Here is a 25,089-nt window from a genome sequence, read left to right on the forward strand (position 1 = left end):
TTGTTTTGACGCGTCCTCTTCACGCGAACCGGTGCCCACTTCGCTCGATAACGCTCAGCGCGATCAATGCGAGGACTTGTCCCTGGTAAACTCCGCGCCAACGTAGTCGGACAGGCCGGTCAATTCCTCTGCCGAAATATCGTTGACGTTGAGCCTGAGCTGCATGATCGCGAGGTCGAGCAGATGTGCGGCAAAGCTTGCGCCGGCCGCCGTCACGATGCTGCGCTGTTCGATCAAGACAGCGATGACGTCGCGCAGACTGCGCACTTGCACTTGATCCATGGCCCTTTGCCCGATGCTGGCCGTCGTGATGTGTGTTGTCATTGGGAAACCGATTGCAGTGTGCTGATGGACGCCGCGCTGGCGGATGGGATGTACGGCAGCCGCGCGGCATCCTCGCCAAGCTGCGGGACGCGCGAGCGGACCTCACGGACTTCGATGTCGATGGTCATGGGGGGTGGCACGAGCGTCACCGATGCCTTCGGCCACGGCGCCGGATTCGGACTGACCCCGGTAAAGCGATAGGCCGCGGCGATCTCGAGCGCGAGCAATTGCAGCTCGAGCATCGCAACCCCCATCCCGGCGCAGGCGCGCGGACCGGCGCCGAACGGGATGTAGGCGTCGGTGTTGTAGCGCCGCGTCATCAGGAAGCGGTCGGGATCCTCGAAATGCCTCGGATCGCGCTGCAATTGCCAGGGGCAGAGCAACAGCGAGGTGCCGACCTTGAGGTCGCGCCCGCCGATCGTCACCGGCTGCATCACCTCGCGCGAAAACCACCAGGCGCTGGGATAGAGCCGGCAGACCTCCTTGACCAGGGTCGCGCTGACGTCCGCACGCCTGACGGCATCGACGCGCAATTCGCCGTCGTCACCGATGCAATCGGCGGCCTCGTCCGCGATCTCGTCCATCAGCGCGGGATCGGCCGCCATGTGATACAGCACCCAGGCGGCGGTCGATCCGGTGGTGTGATGGCCGGCCAGCAGCAGCGTGAGAATTTCGTCGTGCAGGTCGCGATCGCTGAGGCCGAGCGCTTCGAGATCGCGCAGCGCACTGGTCGAGCCGGCGCTGCTGCGCAGCCGCTGCACCACGGTCGACATCGCAAGCTTGGCGCAAATCCGGTTCTGCCGCCTGCGATACCAGGACACCGGTCCAAGCGGCAGCACGCGGAACATCTCGTCGGCCAGATCATCCTCGATGGTGCCGACCGCCTGCACCAGGGCCTCCTCGTCGCCGGACGAGATGACCTGGGCGCCGAACACGGCGATGCAGATCGTGCGCAGCGCCAGCGTCGCGGTGAAGCGATGCGGATCGAACGCACCGAGCCGCGCCAGCCTCGCACCGACCGCGCGAATCTCGGCGCACATCTGCGGCAGGTATTTTTCGACGCTGCCCTTGGCCATGTGCTTGTGCAGCACCGCACGCCGCCGCTTGTGCTCGTCGCCATGCAGCATCAGCGAGCTCTGGCCGAGCACCGGCGAAAGCTTCTTGATCAGCCGGCCCTTGCCGACCTCGGTTTCCGGCGCCTTCAGGATCGGGCGGATCAGATCAGGATCATTCACCAGCAAGACCGGCGCGGGCCCGAGATGGAGCGGTACCAGCCCGAGCGGCGACGCGTTGCCGCGCTCAAGCAGGAATTTGAGCGGGTCGCTCCGAAACGCTCGAACGTCCGAGAACATGTGTGGCATCGTGGATCTCCAATTGCCGTCCAAGGTCGAGGAATTTGGTCAGGCCGGGATTGCCGGCGATATCGAGCGGAATCTCGCCGGCGAGCGCCGTCAGCGGGCGGCCGTAGCGGTCGTTGCCGATCACCTGCGGCGGACCGTAACGGTGGGTGCGGATGCCCATCCGCGCGAGGAAGCGCTCGTAGGTGAGGTCGGCCATCGCCACCAGCGCAGCCGCGCCGCGCAACTCGGCGAAGCGAAACATCAGCGCATAGTTGACGCGCGCGGCCGATGCGGTTGCCGCCCCCGGCAGCACGCCGAAGCGGCTGATTTCCCAGGCGTCACGGCGGCTCGGAAAGCGGCGCTGCGCCAGCTGCGGGAAGACCGACTTGGTGAGATAGGGATAGTCGGTGCGGATGGCGCGGAAGCCGCCGATCAGCTCCGAACCGAGAAACAGCAGGCAGTGTTCGGTATACCAGACGTCGAACTGGTCGCGCTCGACGTCGCCGGTCGTGGTCAGAAGCCAGCCGCAATGATCGACGAACAGCCGCTTGCGCAGCCTCAGCATCGCCTGAACATGTGCCGGATAGCGCTCTTCGGTGGTGACGAGCGCGTGGTATTCCCCCCAAAGCTGCGACATTCCCTCCGCCTCCAGATGTCGCCGGCATCTGGGACAAAAAGGCTTAATTGTGGTACCCCCGGAAACCGGGGGTTTTAGTCAATGATCCTGGAAGAAGCGATTTCGAGTATCGAGGCGTCGGGCACGATCGACGAGCTTCGACTTTCGCTGCACCGGGTCGTCCAGAACTACGGCTTCTCCGGCTTCGCCTTCATCGATGCGGGCCGGCCCGAGCTCGACCTGCCGTACCATACCGGCACCTATCCGCCGGCCTGGGAGCGCGCCTATATCCAGAACGACTTCGTTCATTGCGATCCGGCATTGACGCGGGTGCGACGAACCAACACGCCGTTTCACTGGGGCGAGTTGAAGTTGCCGGAGCGGCAAGGGCGCAAGCGCCCGCCGGAGCTGAAGATGATGGAGGCCGCGCGGGACCACGGATTCCGCCAGGGCTTCGTCGTGCCCTTCCACTATCGCGACCGGCTCGGCGCCGTGCATTCGAGTTCGACGGTGTTCTTCTGGGAGGACGAGCCGCGCGACTTCGACAAGCTGTTCGTCTGCCATCGGCACGAACTGCATCTCTTGATGATCTACTGGGTGCAGCGGGCGATGGACATCGTCAACCGCGACCAGCGCAACGCGCCGACCATCCTGAAGCCCGCCGACGCCGCCGAAACCATCAAGCTCACGGGACGGGAGAAGGAAGTGATCGCGTGGGCGGCGCGCGGCAAGACCGTCGCCGACACCGCGCAGATCCTCGGTATTTCTCCGGAGACGGTGGAAGGCTTCATCAAGCAGGCGCTGCGCAAGCTCGAAGCATCCAACAAGACGCACGGGGTGGCGAAGAGCATCGCGCTCGGGATCATCGACTTGTGAGCCGTGCCGCGTAGCGATCGCGGCGCGCTCGGGGCTGCTGCGATCCGCACGGCACCGCCCCGTTCGGCGGTAGCGCCGTGATATGTGGCGAGGTCACACATCCGGGTTGGATTCATCGCAGCCGTCGCCCACAGATTGCATTCGCGCACGGTCTTGATAAGAAGATCAGGGCCGGATGGCGCCAGTGCGGGCATCTCGGACCACGGGTGCGCATCGCAGAGCCTGCCCGGCGCGGCGGAATCCGTGGGTCGATCCGGCTGATCCGTAAAAGTCCCGTCGCGACGAACCACAGTTCCATTTGCTACCAATCATTGTCGCGGACATGCTGTTGACGGACGTAGCTGGAGATCGCCGAAGCGCACCATGAGCACATCGCAGGACGACCAGATCGATCAACTGGTGCAGGCGCGCTGGCGCGCAATCGGACTGTCTCAGGCCGATCTCGCCGAGATCCTGTGCTCGGGCGCCTCCTTACAAAAGAACAGCGTGGACGGCACGGTGAAAGTCGATACCGGCCGCCTGGCGACCGTCGCCGAGATGCTCGGGATCGCCGCCGACATGCTCAATCGCCGGCCCGCCACGACAGCGCCGACACAGACCGGCCAGGCGGCAGAATCGCTGCAATCCCTGCTCGAACTGCGCATGCTGCGGGTCTTCCGCGACGTGCAGGACCCCGACACCAAGCGGATCCTGATCGAGCTCGCCGAGCAGATCGTCAAGCGCCAGACCACGCCGCCGGAGAGCGGCTAGACACGACCCGAAAGGTGCGGAGGGGTGTTCCGGAAGGGGGATTTCGCGCATGGTCGCGATGCGTCCATCCCCATTGATGGAATGGCGGAATCCGTGTCTGTGACAGGGGCCGGGGAAATCCATACCGGCCCGGCGACAGCAGCTGGGCGGGCCGCGGCGTCGTGAACCCGGGCCTCATCGCATGTCTGTCTCCGATTCCACCGCAACGCCCGCGTCCGGCTCCCGGATCGCCAACCAGCCATATCTGCTGCTGTGCATCACCGCGATGTGCTGGGCCGGCAATGCGATCGTCGGCCGGCTCGCCGCCGGCCACATTCCGCCGGTGACGCTGTCGTTCCTGCGCTGGTTCGTGGCGTTCCTGATCATCCTGCCGTTCGCCTGGAAGCACCTCGCCCGCGACTGGCCTGTGATCCGCAGGAATCTCGGCATCATGGTGCTGCTGTCGATGACCGGCATCAGCGCCTTCAACACGCTGCAATACTGGGCGCTCGAGCACACCCAGGCGCTCAACACGCTGCTGCTGCAATCCTCCGTGCCGCTGATGGTCGCGCTGTGGTCGCTGATCCTGCTCGGCGCGCGGCTGACGCTGGCGCAGCTGTGCGGCGTGTCGCTGTCGCTCGCCGGCGTGCTGGTGATCCTCCTGCATGGCGACCTCACGACACTGTCGAAGATCGACTTCAACAAGGGCGACCTGATCTTCATCGTCGCACTGGTGATCTTCGCGCTGTATTCGGTGCTGACGCTGAAGCGGCCCAAGATCCACGGGCTGTCGGTCGCGGCCTTCACCTTCGGCTGCGGCGCGCTGTTGCTGGTCCCGTTCTTCATCTGGGAACTCGGCGCGCGTCCGGTGATGCAGCTCACGGCCAACAACCTGCTGTCGCTGTTCTATGTCGCGGTGTTCCCCTCGACGCTGGCGTATCTGTGCTTCAACCGCGGTGTGCAGCTGATCGGCGCCAACCGCGCCGCGCCGTTCTTCCACATGGTTCCGGTGTTCGGCACCATCATGTCGATCGTGTTCATCGGCGAGCATCCGCAGGCCTTCCATTTCATCGGCTTTGCCCTGGTGCTGGCCGGCGTCTTCGCGGCTTCGCGGAAGCAGTCGGCGGCCTGATCCCGCGGCCCGAGGCGCGGTGACTATCGGCGGCAAATCCGCTATCTGTTGCAATCTGCTTCGCGGACAGGTCCCAAACGCATGGCGCGCGCCAGCAATCTCGTGATCGGCACCCTGACGCTGGCCCTGATCGCCGGCTCGCTCGGCGGCTGGCTGGGCTATCAGCGCTATGCCGGCATCAAGCGGATGGTGCCGTTCCGCGTCGTGTTCGAGGGCTCGGCGTCGGGCCTGCGCCGCGGCGCCAGTGTCAATTTCGCAGGCGTGCGGATCGGCGAAGTGGTCTCGATCCGGCTCGACCGGCACCGCGTGGTGGCGATGACGCGGATCGAGGGCAACGCCCCGATCAAGAAGGACACCCAAGCCGGCCTCGAATTCCAGGGCCTGACCGGGATCGCCTCGATCTCCTTCACCGGCGGCACCGACGATGCGTCGCCGCCTGCGGTCGGCGCCGACGGCATTCCCGAGCTGACGGCCGACGCCGAAGGCACGATGGGCATCCAGGAGAAGCTGCGCGTCGCGCTGCGCAATGTCGACCGCGTCATCACCGAGAACGAGGCCGACATCAAGGACTCGCTGCTCGGGCTCGAGAACTTCACCAACTCGCTGTCCGGCAATGGCGAGCTGATCGCGGGCTTCATCGACGCCGCCGACGACGGCATCAGCACGGTCGACGCCAAGCTCGCCTCGGCCGACAAGTTCCTGAAGAGTTTCGGCAGCGACAAATATGGCGGCGAGCTGCTGCCGACCGTGATCTCGCTGCGCGAGCTGATCCAGAGTTTCGACAAGAAATCCGGCGTCATGATCACCGAGACGCGCAAGACGCTCGGCGACGTCAGCCAGTCCGTCAACGCGTTCAACGAGAAAATTGCCGGGCGCGGCGGCAGGCGCTAACGTCAGGCTCCAACCAAGAACCAAGAACAACGGAAACGCCCAACGTGCACGACCGGACCGCAGCGCCCTCCCCGCCTCCCGCAACCGTCAACCGCGCGACGAGCGCCGTGCCCCGGCATTTGCGGCGCTATCTCACACTCGACGATTTCGAGCCGCGGGCGCGGCAGCTGTTGCCGAAATTCCTCTACGGCTACATCTCCGGCGGCGCCGAGACCGACGCGGCACGCACCGACAATCGCCGGGCCTTCGACGAATACGGTTTCGTGCCGCGGGTGTTGAAGGACGTCTCCGGCCGCGACCAGACCACGACGCTGTTCGGCAAGACCTACGCCTCGCCGTTCGGGATTCCGCCGATGGGCTCGTCCGCGCTGTGCGCCTATCGGGGCGACATCGTGCTGGCGCGCGCCGCGGCCGCCGGCAACGTCCCGATGATCCTGTCGGCCTCCTCGCTGATTACGCTGGAGGACGTCCGCGCAGCCAATCAGCAGGCCTGGTACCAGGCCTATCTCGCCGGTCTCCCCGAGCGCATCGAGCCGCTGGTCGATCGCGTCGCGGCGGCCGGCTACGACACCTTCGTCGTCACCGCCGACGTGCCGGTGCCGCCCAACCGCGAGAACAACATCCGCAACGGCTTCCAGGTGCCGCTCGAGATCACGCCGCGGGTGTTCCGGGACATCATCACCCATCCGGACTGGCTGCTGAACACCTGGGCGCGCACCGTGTTCAACCACGGCATGCCGCGTTTCGAGAACATGGACGCCAAGCCGGGCCCGCCGGTGCTGTCGAAGAATTTGATGCGCAACATTGGCAGCCGCGACCAACTGGCCTGGAAGCATGTCGAGCTGATCCGCAAGCGCTGGCCCGGCAAGCTCGTGGTCAAGGGGCTGATCGCGCCGGAAGATGCGCGGCTGGCGCGCGAGCATGGCTGCGACGGCGTGATGGTGTCCAACCATGGCGGCCGCCAGCTCGACTACACCGTCTCCGCGCTGCGCACGCTGCCGGAGATCGCCGCGCAGAAGGGCAGCATGACGGTGATGATGGACGGCGGCATCCGCCGCGGCACCGACGTGATCAAGGCGCTGGCGCTCGGCGCGGACTTCGTCTGGATCGGCCGTCCGTTCCTCTATGGCGCTGTGGTCGCGGGCGAAGCCGGCGTGTCGCGCGCGATCTCGCTGTTGCACGCCGAGATCGACCGCGACCTCGCGCTGCTCGGCATCCGCAGCCTGAAGGAGATCACCCCCGACCTGGTGCGGAAGTTCTAGAGATGTTGCATCCGCAACGGGACTAGGCCCCTCTCCCGCTTGCAGGGAGGGTTGGGGTGGGGGTGTCTCCGCTTGCGAGAGAGTCGTTGGGTGGCGAGAGCCCCCACCCGCTGCGCCCTTCGGGCACAGCGACCTCCCCCGCAAGCGGGAGAGGTAAGAAAAAGTCACGCGTAGCGCGCCGCACCCATGCAAAGCGCGGTGATCGCGAGCAGCCCGGCCGCGATGCGCTGGGCGACGGCGAGCCGCGAACGGGCGGCCGACGGTTCGGCCGCGCCATTGCGGAGCTGCCTGACAGCGCCGCCGCCGACGATGATCTGCACGGCGATCGCGGCCAATGCGGCGATCGCGCCACCGGCCAGGATCTGCTCCGACAGCGCAAACGAGCCTTCATGGACCAGGCGCCACAGCGTGGCGCCGGTCACGATCGCAACCGTCGCCGCGCCGATTTGCGGGCCCAGCAGCCTTTCGCCGCCGAGGCCGCCGGTCCGTGCCAAAGTGAAGCTGGAGCCGGCCCAAAACACCGATGACAGGACGTGAAGCGACAAGGCTATGATGAGGACGGTCTGCATGACGTTGCTCCAAATGGGCATTGGAAATTAGATATACATAATGTATAGTCAATCTGACGAAAGCAAGGCAAACCGATGCCGCCGCGCAGCTATGTGAGCCCGGCGCGCAGCGCCGCCGCCGCCGAGACCCGCGAGCGCGTGATCGAGGCCGCTTCGCGCACGCTGCGCGAAGGCGAGAGCATCGCGCGCTTCTCGCTGGATACGGTGGCGAAGGCCGCGGGCGTGACGCGGCTGACGGTCTACAACCAGTTCGGCTCGCGGCGCGGGCTGCTCGAGGCCGTGTTCGACGAGATCGCGCGCCACGGCGGCCTGCATCAGCTCGCCGACGCCATGACGATAGCCGATCCGCGCGCCGCGCTCGATCGCATGGTCGAGATCTTCTGCGGCTTCTGGAGCCGCGATACTGCGGTCGGGCGCCTGCACGACGCGATGGCGACCGATCCCGAATTCGCCGAAGCGGTGCGCGAGCGCAACGAGCGCCGCCGCCGCGGCGTCACCGCATTGATCGACCGCATCGCGGCCAAGGGTGCATCTCCACAGGCCCGCAAGGATGCCGTCGACCTGATCTTCGCGCTGACGAGCTATCCGACCTTCGCCTCGCTGAGCTCCGCCGGGCGGTCGCGGGATGAGGTCTGCCGGGTGGTGCAGACGGCCTGCCACGCGGCGCTGCAGCCGCTTACGCTCTCAAACCCGTCATCCTGAGCACCGTTCATCGCCGTCATTGCGAGGAGCGAAGCGACGAAGCAATCCATCGCTCCGCACACGCGGTGAAATGGATTGCTTCGCTTCGCTCGCAATGACGTCGACGGAGCAAAGCTCGTCGGCTACCCCACCTTGAACTTGCTGTAGGCTTCGCGCGTCGCGATGATGACGTGCTCCTCGCAGCCGTTGCGGCGGTGCGGGTCGCAGCGGTTTTCGTAGTCGGCCGAGGTCATCATGTCGAGGAAATCAGCAACACTCGGGTAATACACCAGCGCGAGGTAGTCCCAGCGCTGGCCGGCCGGCTCGCCCAGCGCGACTGTCTCGGCGCTGCCGGTCCACAGCAGCGTGCCGCCGCGCGCCTTGATCATCGGGACGGTGAGCGCGCTGTAGCGCAGATAGGCATCCCAGCCCGAGCCGTCGCCGTCGAGCGACCGTTTGCGAAATCGCATCAGATTGACCATCACGACCGGAGCCTCTTGATCCAGTTCGCTCAGGCCTTTGACGTTCAGGAGATCGACACCCATCCACCGGCTCCCGCCCAAGGTCGCATCAGTCCGGGCCGGGTCGGTCCGGCCGCTAACATTATGTCACATCGCGGGACTACCCTGAACTGCTGGCAGGCCGTAAGCTCGCTACCCGATCTCGGAGGTCAATGCCGTGATGACCCTTCCCGAACTTGCGGCCGACGCGCTCGGCAAATTCCTCGGCGAATACATGCAGCGCCGCTTCGGCTCCTCGCAGACCCAGCTGGTGGAGATGGTGCCCTCGATCGCCCGGATCGCGATCGAATGCATCGGCAACAGCGACGCGCTCTACCACAATGTCGAGCACACGATGCTGGTGACGCTCGCCGGTCACGACATCCTGCGCGGCCGCGCGCTGCACTCGCACATGAGCGCCGAGGATTATGCGCATGTCATCATCGCCTGCCTCACCCACGACATCGGCTATGTGCGCGGGCTGTTCGATGCCGACGACCAGAACGGCTATCTGGTCGCTGCCGATGGCCGCAAGGTGATCCTGCCGCGCGGCTCGTCGGATGCGGCGCTGATGTCCTATCACGTCGACCGCTCGAAGATCTTCGTGATGGAGCGGCTCAAGGGCGTCGCGCTGCTCGACAAGGAGCGCATCGCGCGCGCCATCGAGGGCACACGCTTTCCGCAGAGCGCGCCGGACGGGAATGAGGAGTTCGGAGAGGAGGCCATCCTGCTGCGGGCCGCCGATCTGATCGGCCAGCTCGGCGATCCGCATTACATCCGCAAGGCCAACGCGCTGTACATCGAATTCGAGGAGGCCGGACTGAACCGCCAGCTCGGCTACGATTCGCCGGCCGATCTCGTCGACCTCTATCCGCGCTTCTACTGGGACAGCGTCGCGCCGCATGTTCAGAAGGCGATCCGCCACCTCAACATCACCTCAAGCGGGCGGCAATGGATCGCCAATCTCTACAGCAACGTGTTTCGCGCCGAGCGCGACATCTCGCTGTCGGGACCGCAGAAATAGGTAGCTAGAACCACGCAAAAAGAACTGTCCCCGTCATCCCCGCGCAAAGGCTTCGCCTTTGCCGCTGGAGGAGCGGCGAAGCCGCGTCTCGAAGGATGTACGGCTACCAGCCGGGCCGTACATCCTTCGAGGCTCGCTCCGCTGCACCTCCAGCGGCAAAGGCGAAGCCTTTGCGCGGGGATGACGGAATCAATTCCGTCACTCGGCCCCCTTGCAGGCGATTACACATTGGCGGTGCAGCAACCTCGTGACACCGCCGCGCATGGCTCCAATCCGCTCTTTCGTCTTGTGGCGGCGGCGGATTCGGGCACAACATCCACCAGATAATGACCGCTTTGCCCGCACCTGCCACAACCCCGCGCCGCACCCCGCTGCACTGGCTCAACAACCAGCCCTATCTGCTGCTCAGCCTGACGTCGCTGTTCTGGGCTGCCAATATCGTGCTGGCGCGACATGTCGGCAGCCATGTGCCGCCGGTCACCCTGACCACGATCCGCTGGTTCGGCGTGTTTCTGATCCTGTTGCCATTCGCCTGGCCGCATCTGAAGGAGGACTGGCCGAAGTTGCGCAGGGCGCTGCCGCTGATGCTGCTGCTCTCCGCGGTCGGCTTCGCGTTCAACAACGCGATCTCCTACTGGGCGATGCAATATACCGAGGCGCTGAACGCGCTGCTGATCCAGTCGGCGGGACCACTGTTCGTGGCGCTGTGGTCGCTGATTCTGTTCGGCGTCCGGCTGACGCCGGCGCAGCTTGCCGGCATCGCGATCTCGCTGGCTGGCGTGCTGACCATCATCCTGCGCGGCGACTTCTCGGCGCTCGCCAGCATCAGCCTCAACCGCGGTGACATCATGTTCGGCGCCTCGCTGGTGTCGTTCGGGCTCTATTCGGCGCTGATCCCGCGGCGGCCGAAAATCCATCAGCTCTCGCTGATCTCGTTCACCACCTGCTGTGGTGCGCTGATGCTGCTGCCGGTGGCTGTCTGGGAATTCGTCAATGGCGTGACGCTGAAGCTCGACGTTCTGACGTTTGCCACGCTGGGCTACACGCTGATCTTCCCGTCCACGCTCGCCTATCTGTTCTTCAACCGCGGCATCGCATTGATCGGCCCGAACCGCGCGGCGCCGTTCTTCCATCTGGTGCCGGTGTTCGGCTCGGCGATGGCGATCCTGCTGCTCGGCGAGACGCTCGCGCCGTTCCATCTGATCGGCTACGCGCAGGTGCTGGCCGGCGTCATCATTGCTTCGCGGCAGGGATCAGCTCAAGGATCAGCCAAAGGATCGGTGTAGCGCTAGCTGACGCCGAGGATCTGGCTAGCCCACCTTGCGCAAGCCGGCGGAATTGCGTGGTGAATGTGGCTTTGCCGCCAGCGTGTCCGTGATGAAGTCGATGAACCGCCTCACTTTGGCCGGCACGTGGCTACGCGAGGCGTAGTAGACGTAGAGCGGAAAGCGCTCGTCGGGCCAGTCCGGAAACAGCTCGATCAGCGCGCCGCTCTTCAGGTGATCGTCGAGCCCGATATCGATCACCTGCGCAATCCCGAAGCCGGCCAGGCACGCGCCGAGCTTGGTTCCTGAATCGGTCACGGTGAGCCGTCCGTTGACCGCGACCGGCACGACCTCGCCGCCGCGCCAGAACTCCCAGTCGAAGGGGCGTCCGGTCGCCGCATCGATTGCATGGATGCACTGATGGTCGCGGCTCGCCAGTTCCCGCGGATCAAGCGGCCGGCCGTGTCGTTCGAGATAGATCGGCGAGGCCACGGTGAGCACGCGCGCATCGAGCACGCGGCGCGCAATCAGCGCCGACGGCGCCGGCTCGCCGAAACGCACCGCCAGGTCGAAGCCGTCGCTGACCAGGTCCGCGATCCGGTCGCGGGTCTCGATACGCAGTTCCATGCCCGGATTCTGCAGCAGGAACTCGCTCAGCTTCGGCGACAGCACCATGCGGGAGAACAGCGGGTCGACATTGACCCGCAGCCTGCCGCGGACCGCATCGCGCGATTTCGAGGTCTCCGCCGCCGCCTCGCCGATCCCGGCCAGATGCGCGGCAACGCGCTCGACCAGCGCGCGTCCTTCCTCGGTGAGCTCGACGGCGCGGCTCGTGCGGTGAACCAGCCTGGCATCGAGCGCGCCTCGAGCTTTGCGATCGCCTTGCTCACACCGGATTGGGTCATGCCGAGCCGTTCGGCGGCGCGGCCAAAACTGCGCGCATCCGCCAGCGCCGCGAGGACCACCAGGCCGCCAACCAGCCGACCGTCAACTTCATCCATGCCGATGCCTCTCAGTCATCCAAGAGATGACCGCCCAGTCGTAGCACTCCGCCACCATATCGGCCACTGTTGGCGCAGATCACCGGTTCGATCCGGTGCGGCCACCACCACATCATCGCCCCAAGGAGATTTTGCAATGAGCGACATCCAGGCCATCGCATCCGCGATCGATGGATATTTCGACCTGATGTATGACGTCGACGACAGCCGGTTCCGCGACGTCTTCTCCGATGCCTGCATCGTGCACGGCATCCGGGACGGCAAGCACACGGTGCGGTCGGCCGCGGAATTCCGCGACTTCATCCGCAGCCGTCCGTCGCCGGCATCGATGAAATCGCCACGCGAGGAGGGCATCATCAGCATCGACCAGACCGCGCCCGATCTGGCCATCGCCAAGGTGCGCGTCAGGAACGGCCAGACCGGCTTCATCGACCATCTCGTGTTTCATCGGATCGACGGCCGCTGGCTCATCACCACCAAGGCTTTTCACGTCGCGCAGGTCTTCCCGGCGGGATCGTAACGTTCCGCCGGCGCGCCCGAGAGTTCGTCGGCGGCTCAAACGCGAATGCCGGGCCAAGGCCCGGGCATCGTGATCATGTCGATTGATCGCGCCGGTCTTACGCCGCACGGACCTTCTGCAGGAACTCGTCGACCGCGTTGCGCAGCATGCCGGACTGGGTGTCGAGCTCGCGTGCGTTCGACAGCACGTCGCCCGCGGCGGTGCCGGTGGCGGCGGCGGCGGTGGTGACGCCGCCGATATGGGCGGAGATCTCGCTCGAGCCGGCGGCGACCTGCTGGATGTTGCGCGCGATTTCGCGCGTCGCATCGCCCTGCTGGTCGATCGCGGTCGAGATCGACGCCGTGATCTCGCTCATCTGCGCGATGGTCGCGGTGATGCCGCCGATCGAGGTCACCGCCTCGCCGGTGGAAGCCTGCATCGCGGCGACCTGTGCCGAGATCTCCTCGGTCGCCTTCGCGGTCTGGTTGGCCAGCGCCTTCACCTCAGAGGCGACCACCGCGAAGCCGCGGCCGGATTCGCCGGCACGCGCCGCCTCGATGGTGGCGTTGAGCGCGAGCAGATTGGTCTGCGCCGCGATCGAGTGGATCAGCTTGACCACCTCGCCGATCTTCTCGGCGCCGGTGGACAGCGCCTGAACGGTCGCGTTGGTGCGCTCGGCATCGGCGACCGCCTTACTTGCGACCTCGCTGGAGCGCGCCACCTGGCGGGAGATTTCCGCAACCGAGCTGGAGAGCTCTTCGGCAGCCGCGGCGACGGTGCCGACATTGTTGGAGGCGCTGTCGGATGCAGCGCCGACGGTCGCAGCACGTGCGCTGGCGTCGCTGGCAGTTGCGGTCATCGACTGCGCCGTGGTCTGCATGCCGGCGGCGGCGGAAGCCACCGTGCGGACGATACCGTTCACGCTGCGCTCGAAATCGCTCGCGATATTCTCCATCGCGTTGCGACGATCGGATGCGGCGCGCGCCTGAGTCTCGGCCTCGGCCTGCTCGAGGCCGCGGATGCGGATCGCATTGTCCTTGAAGATCTGAACGGTCGCCGCCATCCCGCCGACCTCATCGCCGCGGCCGACGCCCGGGATGTCGCCGTCGAGCTTGCCGTCGGCAATGTCGCGCATGCGGCTGCCGAGCAGATTGAGCGGCCGCGAGATGCTGCGACCGATCAGCCAGGCGACCGAGCCGGAAACGATGCCGATGCCGAGGATCGCAAGGCCGAGCAGCCAGGCGATCGGCCGCATCTTGGCGTCGATATCCTCGAGATAGGCGCCGGTGCCGAGATACATGTCGAAGCCGGGGACTGCGACGGCATAGCCGAGCTTGTGGATCGGCGTCTCCTGGCCCGGCTTCACATAATCATAGAACAGCAGGATCTCGCCCTTGGCCTTCACGCCGTCCATCAGTTCCTGCGAGAGCTTGCGGCCATTGGTCACGACGTCCATGCGGTTGGTTCCGACCTGCTTCGGATCGGGCGCCAGCACCGTGATGCCGTTATAGTCGGTGCCGAACAGATAGCCGGCGCCGTTGTCATAGGTCATGGAGTTGGCGCGCTTGCCGAACTCGGCCAGCGCAGCCTCCTTGGTCATCTTGCCGGCGTCGACTTCCTTCTTCAGGCCTGCCGCCATGTTCTTCGCCATCTCGACGATGGCCTTGGCCTGGTCGATGCGAGCATTTGTCATCTCACGCTGCATCAAATGACCGGCGAGAATGCCGGCCGTGCACAGACCAAGGAGGGTCACCCCCACCAGAATGCCGAGCTTGGGGGTGATCTTCAGATTTGACAGCTTCACGGGGATCTCCAGAAGAGGCGGGGAACGCGACGCGATTGGCGGATTGATTCCGCTCACCGTAATGTGAGACCCTTTACCTGATGGTTACGGTGGTTCCCCGTAGTAGCCCGGAGAATCGGGCCGCGGACCAACCGGCAATTGTGGAGAGGACCACCCGGCTCGCGTACAAGTAGGCGAAGCGACGAAGCAAGCCGCGCTCGGAGAAGCAAGAAGATCAAGAAGCAAACCCAGCAAGAAGCAACAATCAAGAACAGAAGACCTCACATCGGGAGCAGACAATGTCGAAATTCAGGGTGGTGACGCCGAAGGGCGCAAGCTTCACGGTCGCCGGCGGCGGCTACGATTATGAGCGCGAGGCGCTCGATCCGATCGGCGCCGAGATCGTCGAGGCGCCGGCCAACGAGGCCGAATTCATCGCCGCTGCAAAGACCGCGGACGCGATCTACGCCAAGGGCATGCCGATCACCAAAGCGGTCATCGATGCGCTCGAGAACTGCAAGGTGATCACGCTCGGCAGCGTCGGCGTCGACTCCGTCGACGTGAAGGCCGCGACCGCGCGCGGCATCCCGGTCACCAACATCCCCGACACCTTCATCGAGGAGGTCGCCGACCACGCCATGATGCTGCTGCTCGCAAGCTTCCGCCGCCTGATCGAGCAGGACAAGATGGTGCGCAGCGGCCGCTGGGCCGAGGGCCGGCCGGCGCTGTTGAAGATTCCGCGGCTGATGGGCCAGACGCTCGGCTTCATCTCGTTCGGCCGCGTCGCCCGCGCGGTGGCCAAGCGCGCCGCGCCGTTCGGCCTTCGGATGATGGCCCACGATCCCTTCATCCAGGAAACGCTGATGTACGACCACGGCGTGATCCCCTCGACTTTGTCGGAGGTGCTGTCGCAGTCGGATTTCGTCTCGATGCACGCCCCGGCGCGGCCCGAAGTGCACCACATGCTGACCGAGAAGCATTTTCGCCAGATGAAAAAGTCGGCGATCTTCATCAACACCGGCCGCGGCGCCACCGTCGACGAGGAATCGCTGATCAAGGCGTTGCAGGAGGGCTGGATCGCCCACGCCGCGCTCGACGTGCTGGAAAAGGAACCGCCGTCGCACAACAACCCGATGCTCGGGATGGACAATGTTACCTTGACCGCCCACGTCGCCTCGGCATCGGCACGTTTTGACGAGGCGCGCAAGCGCCGCGTGGGCTACGAATTGTCACTAGTGCTGCAAGGCATGTGGCCGGTAAGCTGCGTCAACCCGTCGGTGCTGCAAAACACCGCGCTGCGCCGCTGGCAGCCCGTCAGTATGGATCGCGGTCCGAACAGCTGAGGCGGGACTACGCTTCTCGCGCGGAGGCCCGCTCGGTGCGGGCCTTTCGCGCGGCGGCGTGCCGAGACCACAAGACCCTTCACCGGCGGCCAAACGCCGGGAAGAAAAGACGACAACGATACAAAACAACAACGAAACAATAAGAACGGGAGTGCGAACGACATGAAGTACGAGATCACGCGTCGCGACGCGCTGGCGCTGGGGGCATCCGCGGCAGCGCTGGCCGTCACCGGCGCTGCGGCGCAGGAGGCGTCGAAGGTCAAGGCTGCCGACGTGGCGGCGCCGTCGCTACCGATCGAGAAGGGCGCGACCCTGCGCATGCTGCGGCCGGTGCGCTTCGTGCAGGCCGACGAAGACGTGTTCCGCGCCAATGCCAAGCGCTTCACCGACAAGACCGGCGTCGAGGTCAAGGTCGACTTCGTCGGCTGGGAGGACATCAATCAGCAGACTGCGGTGACCTCGAATTCCGGCGCCGGCCCCGACATCATCATCGGCTTTGGCGACGCGCCGCACATCTATATCGACAAGCTGATCGAACTGACCGACGTCGCCGACTATCTCGACAAGCGCTACGGCGGATGGCTCACGCTGGCAAAGCGCTACGGCATGCGCTCGAAGTCGAAGAGCTGGGTCGGCCTGCCGTTCGGCGCCTCCGGCGGCCCGCTGGTCTACCGCAAGTCGCTGGTCAATGCGGCCGGCTTCGACAAGGTGCCAGAAGACCACGCCGGCATCCTCGAACTCTGCAAGAAATTGAAGGCGGCCGGCAAGCCGGCGGGCTTCGCGCTCGGTAACGCCGTCGGCGACGGCAACGGCTTCGCCAATTGGCTGTTGTGGTCGCACAACGCCGCGCTGCTCGATGAGGAAGGCAACATCATCATCAACAGCAAGGAGACGATCGCCGCGCTGAAATATCTGAAGGAGCTCTATCCGACCTTCATCGCCGGCACGCCATCCTGGAACGACGTCTCCAACAACCGCGCCTACTCGTCGCAGGAGATCGGCCTGACCGCCAATGGCGTCTCGTTGTACTTCTCGCTGAAGAGCGATCCCGCCACCAAGGCCGTGGCCGACGACACCGAGCATCAGTTCCTGCCCAAGGGACTGGCGTCGAGCTCGCCGATGTCGGGCCTGACCCTGAACGCGATGGCGTTCAAGCACAGCCCGTATCCGAATGCGGCGAAAGCGTTCCTGCAGTTCATGCTGGAGAAGGAGCAGTACGAGCCGTGGCTCAACGCCAACTCCGGCTACTGGTCGCAGCCGCTCGCGGCCTACGCCGACGCTGCGGTGTGGTCGGGCGATCCCAAGGTCTCGATCTTCAAGGAGACGATGAAGAGCGCCTATTACAACGGCTACAAGGGACCGATCTCGACCGCGACCGGTGCCGTCACCGCCGACTACGTGCTGGTGCAGATGTGCGCCTCGGTTGCGACCGATGCGGCAACGCCCGAGGCCGCCGCCGCGGAAGCCGAGCAGCGCGCCAAGCGGTACTTCCGCCGGCAGAACCGGTGACGGCGGTCATTGAACTGCGAAACCTTAAATCAACCGTCATTGCGCGCGAAGCGAAGCAATCCATAGCGCCACAAAGGAGAAATGGATTGTTTCGTCGCTTCGCTCCTCGCAATGACGACAAGACGAGCATTCAATGTCCGTAACCACCCTCCCTTCACGCGGCGCGACGCTTCGCCAGCCCGGTTGGCTCGCGCGCCTGTTCGACTACAAGCCGTTCCTGATTGTGATGTGCCTGGCGCCCGCGATCGGCCTGCTGCTGGTGTTCCTCACCTATCCGCTCGGCCTCGGCATCTGGCTCGCCTTCACCGACACCACGATCGGCCAGCGCGGCATCTATATCGGGCTGGAGAACTTCCAGTATCTGCTCAAGGACCCCCTGTGGTGGAACGCGGTGTTCTACTCGATCTTCTACACCGCGGTCGCAACCTTCGGAAAGTTCGCGCTCGGCTTCTGGCTGGCGCTCTTGCTCAACAATCATTTCCCGCTCAAAAGCCTGATCCGTGCCATCGTGCTGCTGCCGTGGATCGTGCCGACGGTGCTGTCCGCGCTGGCGTTCTGGTGGATCTACGATCCGCAGTTCTCGATCATCTCCTATCTGCTGGTCGACGTGCTGCACCTGCGCGACAGCAATGTCGACTTCCTCGGCTCGCCCTGGCCGGCGCGGTTCTCGCTGATCGCGGCCAATATCTGGCGCGGCATCCCGTTCGTCGCGATCTCGCTGCTGGCCGGGCTGCAAACCATCTCGCCCTCGCTCTATGAGGCGGCGATGCTCGACGGCGCCACCTCCTGGCAGCGCTTCCGCTACATCACCTTCCCGATGATGATGCCGATCCTGGCGATCGTGATGACGTTCTCGATCATCTTCACCTTCACCGATTTCCAGCTGGTCTACGCCATCACCCGCGGCGGCCCGGTCAACTCGACCCATCTGCTTGCGACCTTGGCGTTCCAGCGCGGCATCGCCGGCGGCGAGCTCGGCGAGGGCGCGGCGATCGCGGTCTCGATGATCCCGTTCCTGGTGTTCGCGACGTTGTTCAGCTACTTCGGCCTCGCCCGCCGCAAATGGCAGCAGGGAGAAGCCAATGACTGACCTTGCAGCCCAATCCAACGTCACAAGCGCCACGCCCGACACGATGGCGTGGGACAGCCGCGCCCGGCGCGTGGTGATGATCTATCTGCCGCTCGCCTGCTTCATCCTGATCCTGCTGTTCCCGTTCTACTGGATGGCGATCACCTCGTTCAAACCGAACGCGGAGCTTCTGAACTATAAGGAGCACAATCCGTTCTGGATCACCTCGCCGACGCTCGCACATGTCAAGCACCTGTTGTTCGACACGTCATATCCGCGCTGGCTGAAGACCACCATGCTGGTCGCGATCGGCTCGACATTCCTGTCGCTGTTCGCCTCGACGCTCGCCGCCTACGCGATCGAGCGGCTGCGCTTCCGCGGCAGCCCCTATGTCGGGCTCGGCATCTACCTCGCCTATCTGGTGCCGCCGTCGATCCTGTTCATTCCGCTCGCCACCGTGATCGTGCAGTTCGGCCTGTTCGATTCGCCGCTCGCGCTCATCCTGGTCTATCCGACCTTCCTGGTGCCGTTCTGCACCTGGCTCTTGATCGGCTACTTCAAGTCGATCCCCTACGAGCTCGAGGAATGCGCGCTGGTCGACGGCGCGACGCGGCTGCAGATCCTGTGGCGGATCACGCTGCCGCTCGCGGTGCCCGGCCTGATCTCGGCCGGCATCTTCTCCTTCACGTTGTCCTGGAACGAGTTCATCTACGCACTCGCCTTCATCCAGAGCGGCGCCAACAAAACCGTGCCGGTCGCGATCCTGACCGAGCTCGTCACCGGCGACGTCTACCAATGGGGCGCGCTGATGGCCGGCTCGCTGCTCGGCTCGTTGCCGGTCGCGCTGTTCTACTCGCTGTTCGTCGACTACTACGTGTCGTCGCTGACCGGCGCTGTGAAGGAGTAGCTGAGCTTGCGGTGAAGGCCTCCGTCACGCGGCGGTCTTCGCCCGCTCGGTGATCAGCACAGCAAAACCCTCGAACTTCGGGTGGCCGAGATAGAGGCTGCCGCCGGTCTCGTTGCCGGCGCGCGAATGGGCGCGGCGGAACGCATCCGACCTGGTCCAGTCCTCGAACGCGGTCTTGCTGGCCCACACCGTATGGGTTGCATACAGCGTGTGGTCCTCGGCCTCGGGACCCCTGACCAGATGAAATTCGATGAAGCCCGGAACCTCGCCGAGATAGGAATCGCGCGTGTTCCAGACCGTCTCGAACGCCTGCTCCTTGCCCCTGATCACCTGAAACCGATTCATTGCGATGAACATGAAAACCTCTCCTGTTTGGCGGCGGATGCCCGCTGGCGCCCCGGTTGATCTCGTTGATATCATAAACGACGGGCCGCGCCGGGGGCAGCAGCTTCAGTAAAGGCGGTGACAGGGCCGGGCACGACGGACCGAGGCGATGTAACGCCGCAAGCCTTATCCCGCAGCAACATCGGCGATTCACAAAACTGTCAGCCGGCTGTAACAGGCGCCTCGGAGAACACCGCATCGTTTATCTCGTCGTATCTTTTCTTGGGAGATCAACCATGCGTCTGTCACTGCTCTATTCCGTCGCCTCGATCCTGCTCGCCACGTCGGCGTTCGCGCAGAGCGAGGGCGAATTTCCGGCGACGCTGGCAGGACACGCCGTGATGCCGGCGGAGAGCTTCATCGACGCCCCCGCTGATGCGCCGGCCGATTTGAAGACCTCGGGCAAGTACACCACCGGCAAGCGCGTCGATGCGATCGGCACCGTGATGGGCAAGTCCTACGAGCGGCCGACCGGCGTGTCGCTGCCGTTCAAGGGCCAGCCGCTGCAGGGCCATTCCGGCATCAAGGCGATGCCCGACGGCTCGTTCTGGGTGATCACCGACAACGGCATGGGCTCGCGCTACAACTCGGCGGACTCGATGCTGTATCTGAACCGCTACAAGATGGACTGGACGGGCGGCAAGATCGAGCGCCAGGAGACCGTGTTCCTGCACGATCCCGACAAGAAGGTGCCGTTCCGCATCGTGCACGAGGACACCGCCAAACGCTATTTGACCGGCGCCGACTTCGACACTGAAGGCTTCCAGATCATCAACGACATTTTCTGGATCGGCGACGAGTTCGGGCCCTATATCCTGAAGGCCGACAAGACCGGCAAGATCCTCGCCGTGTTCGAGACCGTCGCCGACGGCAAGCCGGTGCGCTCGCCGGATCACTGGGCGGTACAGTCGCCGGGCGCGCCGGGTGCTTCCTACACCAACGTCAATCTGCGCCGCTCCAAGGGCTATGAGGGCTTCGCTTCCTCCAAGGACGGCAAGTTCCTCTACGGCCTGCTCGAGGGGCCGCTGTGGGATGCCGACAAGAAGGACTGGGAGAAGGTTGACGGCAAGGAAGCCTCGCGCATCCTCGAATTCGACGTCGCGGCGGAGAAGTTCACCGGACGTTACTGGCAGTATGTGTTCGAGCAGAACGGCAATGCGATCGGCGACTTCAACATGATCGACCCGACCCAGGGCCTCGTGATCGAGCGCGACAATGGCGAGGGCACCGCCGACAAGGCCTGCCCGCAAGGCCAGCGCGGCGAGAACTGCTTCCCTGATCTCGCCAAGTTCAAGCGCGTCTACAAGATCGAACTCTCCGACGCCAATGTCGGCAAGCCGGTGCGCAAGATCGCCTATATTGATCTGATGAAGATCCGCGATCCGAACAAGAAGGCACGCAAGCCGCTCAACGACGGCGTCTACACCTTCCCGTTCTTCACCATCGAGAATGTCGACCGGGTCGACGAAACCCACATCATCGTCGGCAACGACAACAACCTGCCGTTCTCCTCGAGCCGCGCCCCGAACAAGGCCGATGACGACGAGTTCGTGCTGCTCGAAGTGGGTGATTTCCTGAAGGCGAAGTGAGGCGCCTCTCGAAAACATCGTGTCGTCGCCCGGCTCGATGTGCGGACCGGGCGACCCAGTATTCCAGAGGCGGTCGACTTCAACGGATAGGCCGCGGCGTACTGGATGCCCCGCTCAAGGCGGGCATGACAGCGAATATGTGGAGGCTCGTCCCGTTCTCCTCGCACCTGTTAGCGCGTGGCCATCAGATCAAGTTCAATCCAAAGGTTGTTCGACAAATACACTTCTAGCAACGCGCTAGACGATGCTAGCCTCGGCCGATACTCGAATCGCCTTGGGGCAAATCATGCAAGAAAAATCCAGCCTGACCACCATAGAGGCGCTGATAGCCGCGGGCTTCGTTGTGTACCTTACCTGGGATCAAAGCTGGGGCCTTCCGCCGGCATGCATCGCCCTGATACTCGGCGCGATCGTGTACTTTGCCTATCTGTGCTTGATGCGCCGATTGGTGAGGCTTCATCAGAACAGCTACGGGGCAGTGGCCACGATATTGGCCCTTGCATGGGCCGTATTGGCTTACTTCGCAATGAGCGCGCTGCAGGCGGGGTTCGCCAGCCAGATACCCGACACACTGCTGATGCATCTATGGCCCTGGATGGCGGCGATCGCCGCTTTCATTGGCGCGCTCGCCAGCAAGGTGCGCTTCATGGACGATGTTCGCGACTATGTCCTCGGCCGTCGCGCCCACTGGGACAACCAGCAATGGCTGGAGGAGAACGCCGGCTTCTAACGCGTTTTCAAGCGAGGTGGACACCGGTTCGCGTAAAGAAATCGCGTCAATATAGTGAACGTTGGCGCGGCCAGCGTCACTCCTTCTTGGTCCGGTAATCGCCGAACGTGGTGTCGCGCTGATCGAGTTGGGCCTTCACGCTGCCGCCGTCGCGGCGGAAGCCGGCCATGTAGGCCTTGCTCGCCTCGGTCGTGAAGGCCAGCGCCTGGATCTCGGTGCCGGCGCGCATCGCGGCGCGGGCGCCCATGATCTCCATCGCGCGATGCACGCTGCGCTTGTTGAGCTGCTGTAGCTCGATCGGCACTTTTGCCGCACGTTCGGCGAAGTCCAACGTCTTCGCCTCCAGCTCGGCGAGCGGAAACGACCGGGTCGCATAGCCCCATTCGGCGGCCTCGCGGCCGGACATCGCATCGCCCGTCAGCATCAATTCCATGGCGCGGCGCATGCCGACCAGCCAGGGGTGATACTGCATGTCGGGCGGGCTCATCAGCCGCACCGGCGGGTAGCCGATCTGGGCATCGTCGGCGACATAGACCACGTCGCAGGCGGTGGCGAGCTCGGTGCCACCGGCGAGGCAATAGCCGTGCACCTGTGCGATCACTGGCTTTGCGAGATCCCAGATCGAGAACCAGCCCTCGACGACATGGCGCGACCATTGGCCGGGGCCGGATGCCGAATGATAGGGCTGGTCGACACGGTTATCGGCGGACAGGTCATAGCCCGCCGAGAAGCACGGCCCAGCGCCACGCAGGATCGAGATCGAAATATCGGGATCGCGGTCGGCCTGCTCCAGCACCTCGAAGATCTCTCCGCGCAGGCGGTTGTTCAGCGCATTGCGCTTCTCGGGGCGGTTCAGCGTGATACGGCGGACGCGCGGACGCGGATCATCGACGACGATGTGCTGGTAGCTCATGGATCCTCCCGATCTCAGACATTTTTGCCCTTGGCAAAGTGATGCCCGAGATCGGGAGTGAAGTCATCGGCAGCTGATGCAGATCCGCATAGCGTTTTCGAGCGAAGTGGACTCCGGTTCGCGTAAAGAAAACGCCTCAAACAACAAAGCTGGAGCCCGGCACGGGCTCTAGCCCGCCGGCACCATCACGATGCCCTTGTCCTTCGGCCAGCGCATCCGCCAGGCGAAATTGACGTCACGGACTTCGCCGGCCTTGGCCTCGAATGCCCATTCCAGCACGCCACGCTTGTCGCGCAAATTGGTGGTGGTCGCAGGCGTCGACGACGGCAGCATCTCGACCACGATGTCGTCGTTCTCGCTGACCGGGAGCTGATCCTGGATCGCGACCTTGATCGGGAAGTCGTGGCCGTTGCGCACCGTGGTCTTGAACGCGCGCTCGTCGGTCTTCGACGTCGTCACGATCAGGCCCGCGGAGCCCTCGTTGCGCTTCACCACCGTGCGTTCGATCTTGACCTTGTCGTCGGCGCCGAAGCCGAGCCGTACGGTCTCGTCCTTGGCGGCGGTGGCCATCCGGCTGCGGCCGACAAAGATGCCGTCGCGGTAGATCGAGACCTGCCCCGGCAGCAGCGGCGCATCGTCGGCCTGCACGAAGCTCGCCTCCAGGAACGCGGTCGGATCGAGCACCGGGACGGCGCGAACCGCGAGATCGGGGGTGATCGTCGCCGTCGCGATGCGCAAGCTCTTGGCGCCCTCATTGGCTGCAACGCTGACGCGGCCGGGGATTTTGAAGGTGGCCTGGAAGGCGCCGACCTCGGCGACGGCATCCCGCTCCTCGGCCTGCTTGGACAGATGCTGCTCCATCGGCGGCGCAGCCGGTGCGGGCATCAGCGCCGAGGGCTGTTGCACGCTGTCGAACGCTCGGCCCGCAGCCAGCGGCCGCGGCGGCAGCGGATATCGCACGAGCAGCGAATTGAGATCGGGCGCGTTGCCGCCGCGGGCGACGCGCACGGTGGAGACGACGAGCGCCACGTTCGACCAATCCTCGCCGGTCGACTGGGTGATCTCGGCACGGCGCACCAGTTCGATCGCCGGCTTGCGATCCTTGGCGCCGGTGTCGAGACGGGCGTCGTAAATCGGCATCCAGCGGGCATTGCGCACCGCATAGGTCACCCGCAGCGTCGCCCGGGTCGCGGCGGCGGAGGCCAGCTCGATCCGCACCTCGAGCTTGCTCGGCGGCTTGGCGGCACGATCGGCTTCAAGACGCGCGATCTCGCGATCGATGTCGCGCTGCTTGCGCGTGGCGTCGCGGATCGCGTTGTCGGCGGTTGCCACTTCATCTCCGACCGCCGAGAACGCGGCACGCCACTCGCTCACCGGACGCGCCTCGCCCTTCTCGCCGATCCCGGCCGGCGAGGCCTCGGCAAAATGTTCGGCGAATTTGCGCCGCGCTTCGGCGGCGGTGATGATCCCCTGCAGATCCTCGCGCTGATCCCTGAGCGCCTCGATCCGCTTGTCGATGTCGGGCAGGTTGGCCGGCGGCACCGGGCGCGGCGGCCGCGCGTCGATGGCTCCGATCGTCAGCCGGTCGCCCGCCTCGCCTTCGACCCGCAGCGAGGTCGGATCGAGGCTCATCGGGAAATCCTTCGCGACGAGCGTGTTGTCGCCGGCGGGCAGATCCAGTGTGATGACGCGGGTGACACTCGCGCCGTCGGGATAGACGGTCACGGCGTCAACCTGCGACGCCGCGTCAAGATTGGCCGCATGCAGCGGCCCGGCAACCAGCGCTCCCGCCAGCACCAGGCTGGAGGTCACAAGACAATTCGCAATCTTTCGCATCACACATCCCTCCGGGAAACATCGCATCGCGCGCGAGACGAACCGCGCGCCGGGCTCAAGGCACGCCGTTTCTGGTGGTGAGACGCTGCGAGGAAGGGACTGGTTCGATTGAGGTTTCCGTGCGGCGCGACCATGGCGGCGCCGCGGCTGCGATATGGCGCAGCGATGTCGAGGCACCTATCTGCCATCGTTGAGAGGAGCTCGCTCGATGCAGCAGCGTGCCTATCCCGTCATCCTTCGAGACGCGCGCAAATGCGCGCTCCTCCAGCGACAAAGGCGAAGCCCTTGCGCGGGGATGACGGAGAAAGAGTCGGCAT

At 64.9% G+C, this 25,089-nt stretch carries 24 protein-coding genes and 1 pseudogene; 15 read left to right on the plus strand and 10 right to left on the minus strand.

Annotated features, from left to right (window positions below; translation table 11 throughout):
• Positions 1-63: 63 nt before the first annotated feature.
• Genes AC628_RS20020 through AC628_RS20030 form a run of 3 tightly spaced genes read right to left on the minus strand, consistent with a single transcriptional unit; the run spans position 64 to position 2,301 of the window.
• Entirely contained in the window at positions 64-282 is a 219-nt protein-coding gene (locus tag AC628_RS20020; RefSeq protein ID WP_050423265.1) for a hypothetical protein, read from the minus strand.
• Positions 283-320: 38 nt separating this feature from the next.
• Positions 321-1,685 (minus strand): cytochrome P450, encoded by a 1,365-nt coding sequence (locus AC628_RS20025; RefSeq protein ID WP_245321237.1) that lies wholly within the window; start codon positions 1,683-1,685, stop codon positions 321-323.
• The gene (locus AC628_RS20030; RefSeq protein WP_074128504.1) at positions 1,624-2,301 is read right to left on the minus strand and encodes an acyl-homoserine-lactone synthase; all 678 of its coding nucleotides are present in this window, start codon (positions 2,299-2,301) and stop codon (positions 1,624-1,626) included. The genes AC628_RS20025 and AC628_RS20030 overlap by 62 nt, the downstream gene beginning before the upstream one ends.
• A gap of 81 nt (positions 2,302-2,382) precedes the next feature.
• On the opposite strand from AC628_RS20030, the gene AC628_RS20035 reads away from it, so the two are divergent.
• The 5 genes from AC628_RS20035 to AC628_RS20055 all read left to right on the plus strand — a co-directional run bounded on the left by AC628_RS20035 (position 2,383) and on the right by AC628_RS20055 (position 7,170).
• Positions 2,383-3,156 carry a helix-turn-helix transcriptional regulator gene (locus AC628_RS20035; protein WP_074128505.1) on the plus strand — a complete coding sequence of 258 codons (774 nt, stop codon included), beginning with the start codon at positions 2,383-2,385 and terminating at the stop codon, positions 3,154-3,156.
• 363 nt (positions 3,157-3,519) lie between these two features.
• A complete protein-coding gene (locus AC628_RS20040) occupies positions 3,520-3,906 on the plus strand; it encodes a hypothetical protein (RefSeq protein ID WP_074128506.1) in 387 nt (128 codons plus the stop codon).
• Between the two features lie 181 nt (positions 3,907-4,087).
• Positions 4,088-5,017 carry a DMT family transporter gene (locus AC628_RS20045; protein WP_074128507.1) on the plus strand — a complete coding sequence of 310 codons (930 nt, stop codon included), beginning with the start codon at positions 4,088-4,090 and terminating at the stop codon, positions 5,015-5,017.
• An 81-nt stretch (positions 5,018-5,098) separates the two neighbouring features.
• Complete coding sequence (locus tag AC628_RS20050; RefSeq protein ID WP_074128508.1) at positions 5,099-5,908, plus strand: MlaD family protein; 810 nt, start codon at positions 5,099-5,101, stop codon at positions 5,906-5,908.
• Positions 5,909-6,015: 107 nt separating this feature from the next.
• Positions 6,016-7,170, plus strand: coding sequence for an alpha-hydroxy acid oxidase (locus AC628_RS20055; RefSeq protein WP_074128555.1), 1,155 nt, complete (start codon positions 6,016-6,018; stop codon positions 7,168-7,170).
• A gap of 164 nt (positions 7,171-7,334) precedes the next feature.
• Here AC628_RS20055 and AC628_RS20060 read toward each other — a convergent pair whose 3' ends face one another.
• Positions 7,335-7,739, minus strand: a complete 405-nt coding sequence (locus AC628_RS20060; RefSeq protein WP_074128556.1) for a hypothetical protein — start codon at positions 7,737-7,739, stop codon at positions 7,335-7,337.
• Positions 7,740-7,814: 75 nt separating this feature from the next.
• Between AC628_RS20060 and AC628_RS20065 the strand changes: the two genes are divergently transcribed.
• A complete protein-coding gene (locus AC628_RS20065; protein ID WP_074128509.1) occupies positions 7,815-8,441 on the plus strand; it encodes a TetR/AcrR family transcriptional regulator in 627 nt (208 codons plus the stop codon).
• A gap of 122 nt (positions 8,442-8,563) precedes the next feature.
• Here AC628_RS20065 and AC628_RS20070 read toward each other — a convergent pair whose 3' ends face one another.
• Entirely contained in the window at positions 8,564-8,965 is a 402-nt protein-coding gene (locus tag AC628_RS20070) for a DUF1330 domain-containing protein (protein ID WP_074128510.1), read from the minus strand.
• Between the two features lie 133 nt (positions 8,966-9,098).
• Here AC628_RS20070 and AC628_RS20075 point away from each other — a divergent pair, with 133 nt between their 5' ends.
• Both AC628_RS20075 and AC628_RS20080 read left to right on the plus strand, forming a co-directional pair.
• Complete coding sequence (locus AC628_RS20075; RefSeq protein WP_074128511.1) at positions 9,099-9,944, plus strand: metal-dependent phosphohydrolase; 846 nt, start codon at positions 9,099-9,101, stop codon at positions 9,942-9,944.
• 326 nt (positions 9,945-10,270) lie between these two features.
• Positions 10,271-11,230 (plus strand): DMT family transporter, encoded by a 960-nt coding sequence (locus tag AC628_RS20080; protein ID WP_074128512.1) that lies wholly within the window; start codon positions 10,271-10,273, stop codon positions 11,228-11,230.
• A 24-nt stretch (positions 11,231-11,254) separates the two neighbouring features.
• Here AC628_RS20080 and AC628_RS20085 read toward each other — a convergent pair.
• A pseudogene (locus AC628_RS20085) lies at positions 11,255-12,210 on the minus strand (LysR family transcriptional regulator).
• 136 nt (positions 12,211-12,346) lie between these two features.
• Here AC628_RS20085 and AC628_RS44085 point away from each other — a divergent pair.
• Positions 12,347-12,730, plus strand: coding sequence for a nuclear transport factor 2 family protein (locus AC628_RS44085; RefSeq protein ID WP_074128513.1), 384 nt, complete (start codon positions 12,347-12,349; stop codon positions 12,728-12,730).
• 97 nt (positions 12,731-12,827) lie between these two features.
• Here AC628_RS44085 and AC628_RS20095 read toward each other — a convergent pair whose 3' ends face one another.
• Positions 12,828-14,513: a methyl-accepting chemotaxis protein gene (locus AC628_RS20095; RefSeq protein WP_074128514.1), complete on the minus strand. Its 1,686-nt coding sequence runs from the start codon at positions 14,511-14,513 to the stop codon at positions 12,828-12,830.
• Positions 14,514-14,791: 278 nt separating this feature from the next.
• On the opposite strand from AC628_RS20095, the gene AC628_RS20100 reads away from it, so the two are divergent.
• The 4 genes from AC628_RS20100 (at position 14,792) to AC628_RS20115 (ending at position 19,320) form a co-directional block, all read left to right on the plus strand.
• Entirely contained in the window at positions 14,792-15,835 is a 1,044-nt protein-coding gene (locus AC628_RS20100; protein ID WP_074128515.1) for a C-terminal binding protein, read from the plus strand.
• A gap of 162 nt (positions 15,836-15,997) precedes the next feature.
• On the plus strand, positions 15,998-17,344 hold the full coding sequence (locus AC628_RS20105) for an ABC transporter substrate-binding protein (RefSeq protein WP_074128516.1): 1,347 nt from the start codon (positions 15,998-16,000) through the stop codon (positions 17,342-17,344).
• A 133-nt stretch (positions 17,345-17,477) separates the two neighbouring features.
• Positions 17,478-18,434 carry a carbohydrate ABC transporter permease gene (locus AC628_RS20110; protein WP_074128517.1) on the plus strand — a complete coding sequence of 319 codons (957 nt, stop codon included), beginning with the start codon at positions 17,478-17,480 and terminating at the stop codon, positions 18,432-18,434.
• Between the two features lie 43 nt (positions 18,435-18,477).
• A complete protein-coding gene (locus AC628_RS20115; protein WP_371818069.1) occupies positions 18,478-19,320 on the plus strand; it encodes a carbohydrate ABC transporter permease in 843 nt (280 codons plus the stop codon).
• Between the two features lie 24 nt (positions 19,321-19,344).
• Here AC628_RS20115 and hmuQ read toward each other — a convergent pair whose 3' ends face one another.
• Entirely contained in the window at positions 19,345-19,677 is a 333-nt protein-coding gene (hmuQ, locus tag AC628_RS20120; RefSeq protein ID WP_074128519.1) for a heme-degrading protein HmuQ, read from the minus strand.
• 263 nt (positions 19,678-19,940) lie between these two features.
• On the opposite strand from hmuQ, the gene AC628_RS20125 reads away from it, so the two are divergent.
• Positions 19,941-21,293 carry an esterase-like activity of phytase family protein gene (locus tag AC628_RS20125; protein WP_074128520.1) on the plus strand — a complete coding sequence of 451 codons (1,353 nt, stop codon included), beginning with the start codon at positions 19,941-19,943 and terminating at the stop codon, positions 21,291-21,293.
• A gap of 286 nt (positions 21,294-21,579) precedes the next feature.
• A complete protein-coding gene (locus AC628_RS20130; protein WP_143201698.1) occupies positions 21,580-22,023 on the plus strand; it encodes a hypothetical protein in 444 nt (147 codons plus the stop codon).
• Between the two features lie 76 nt (positions 22,024-22,099).
• Here the strand turns inward: AC628_RS20130 and AC628_RS20135 are convergent, their stop codons facing one another.
• Positions 22,100-22,936, minus strand: a complete 837-nt coding sequence (locus AC628_RS20135) for an enoyl-CoA hydratase-related protein (protein ID WP_074128522.1) — start codon at positions 22,934-22,936, stop codon at positions 22,100-22,102.
• A 168-nt stretch (positions 22,937-23,104) separates the two neighbouring features.
• Complete coding sequence (locus AC628_RS20140) at positions 23,105-24,772, minus strand: mucoidy inhibitor MuiA family protein (RefSeq protein WP_074128523.1); 1,668 nt, start codon at positions 24,770-24,772, stop codon at positions 23,105-23,107.
• Positions 24,773-25,089: the final 317 nt, after the last annotated feature.

The sequence above is a fragment of the Bradyrhizobium sp. NAS96.2 genome (assembly GCF_001908235.1).
Classification (GTDB): domain Bacteria; phylum Pseudomonadota; class Alphaproteobacteria; order Rhizobiales; family Xanthobacteraceae; genus Bradyrhizobium.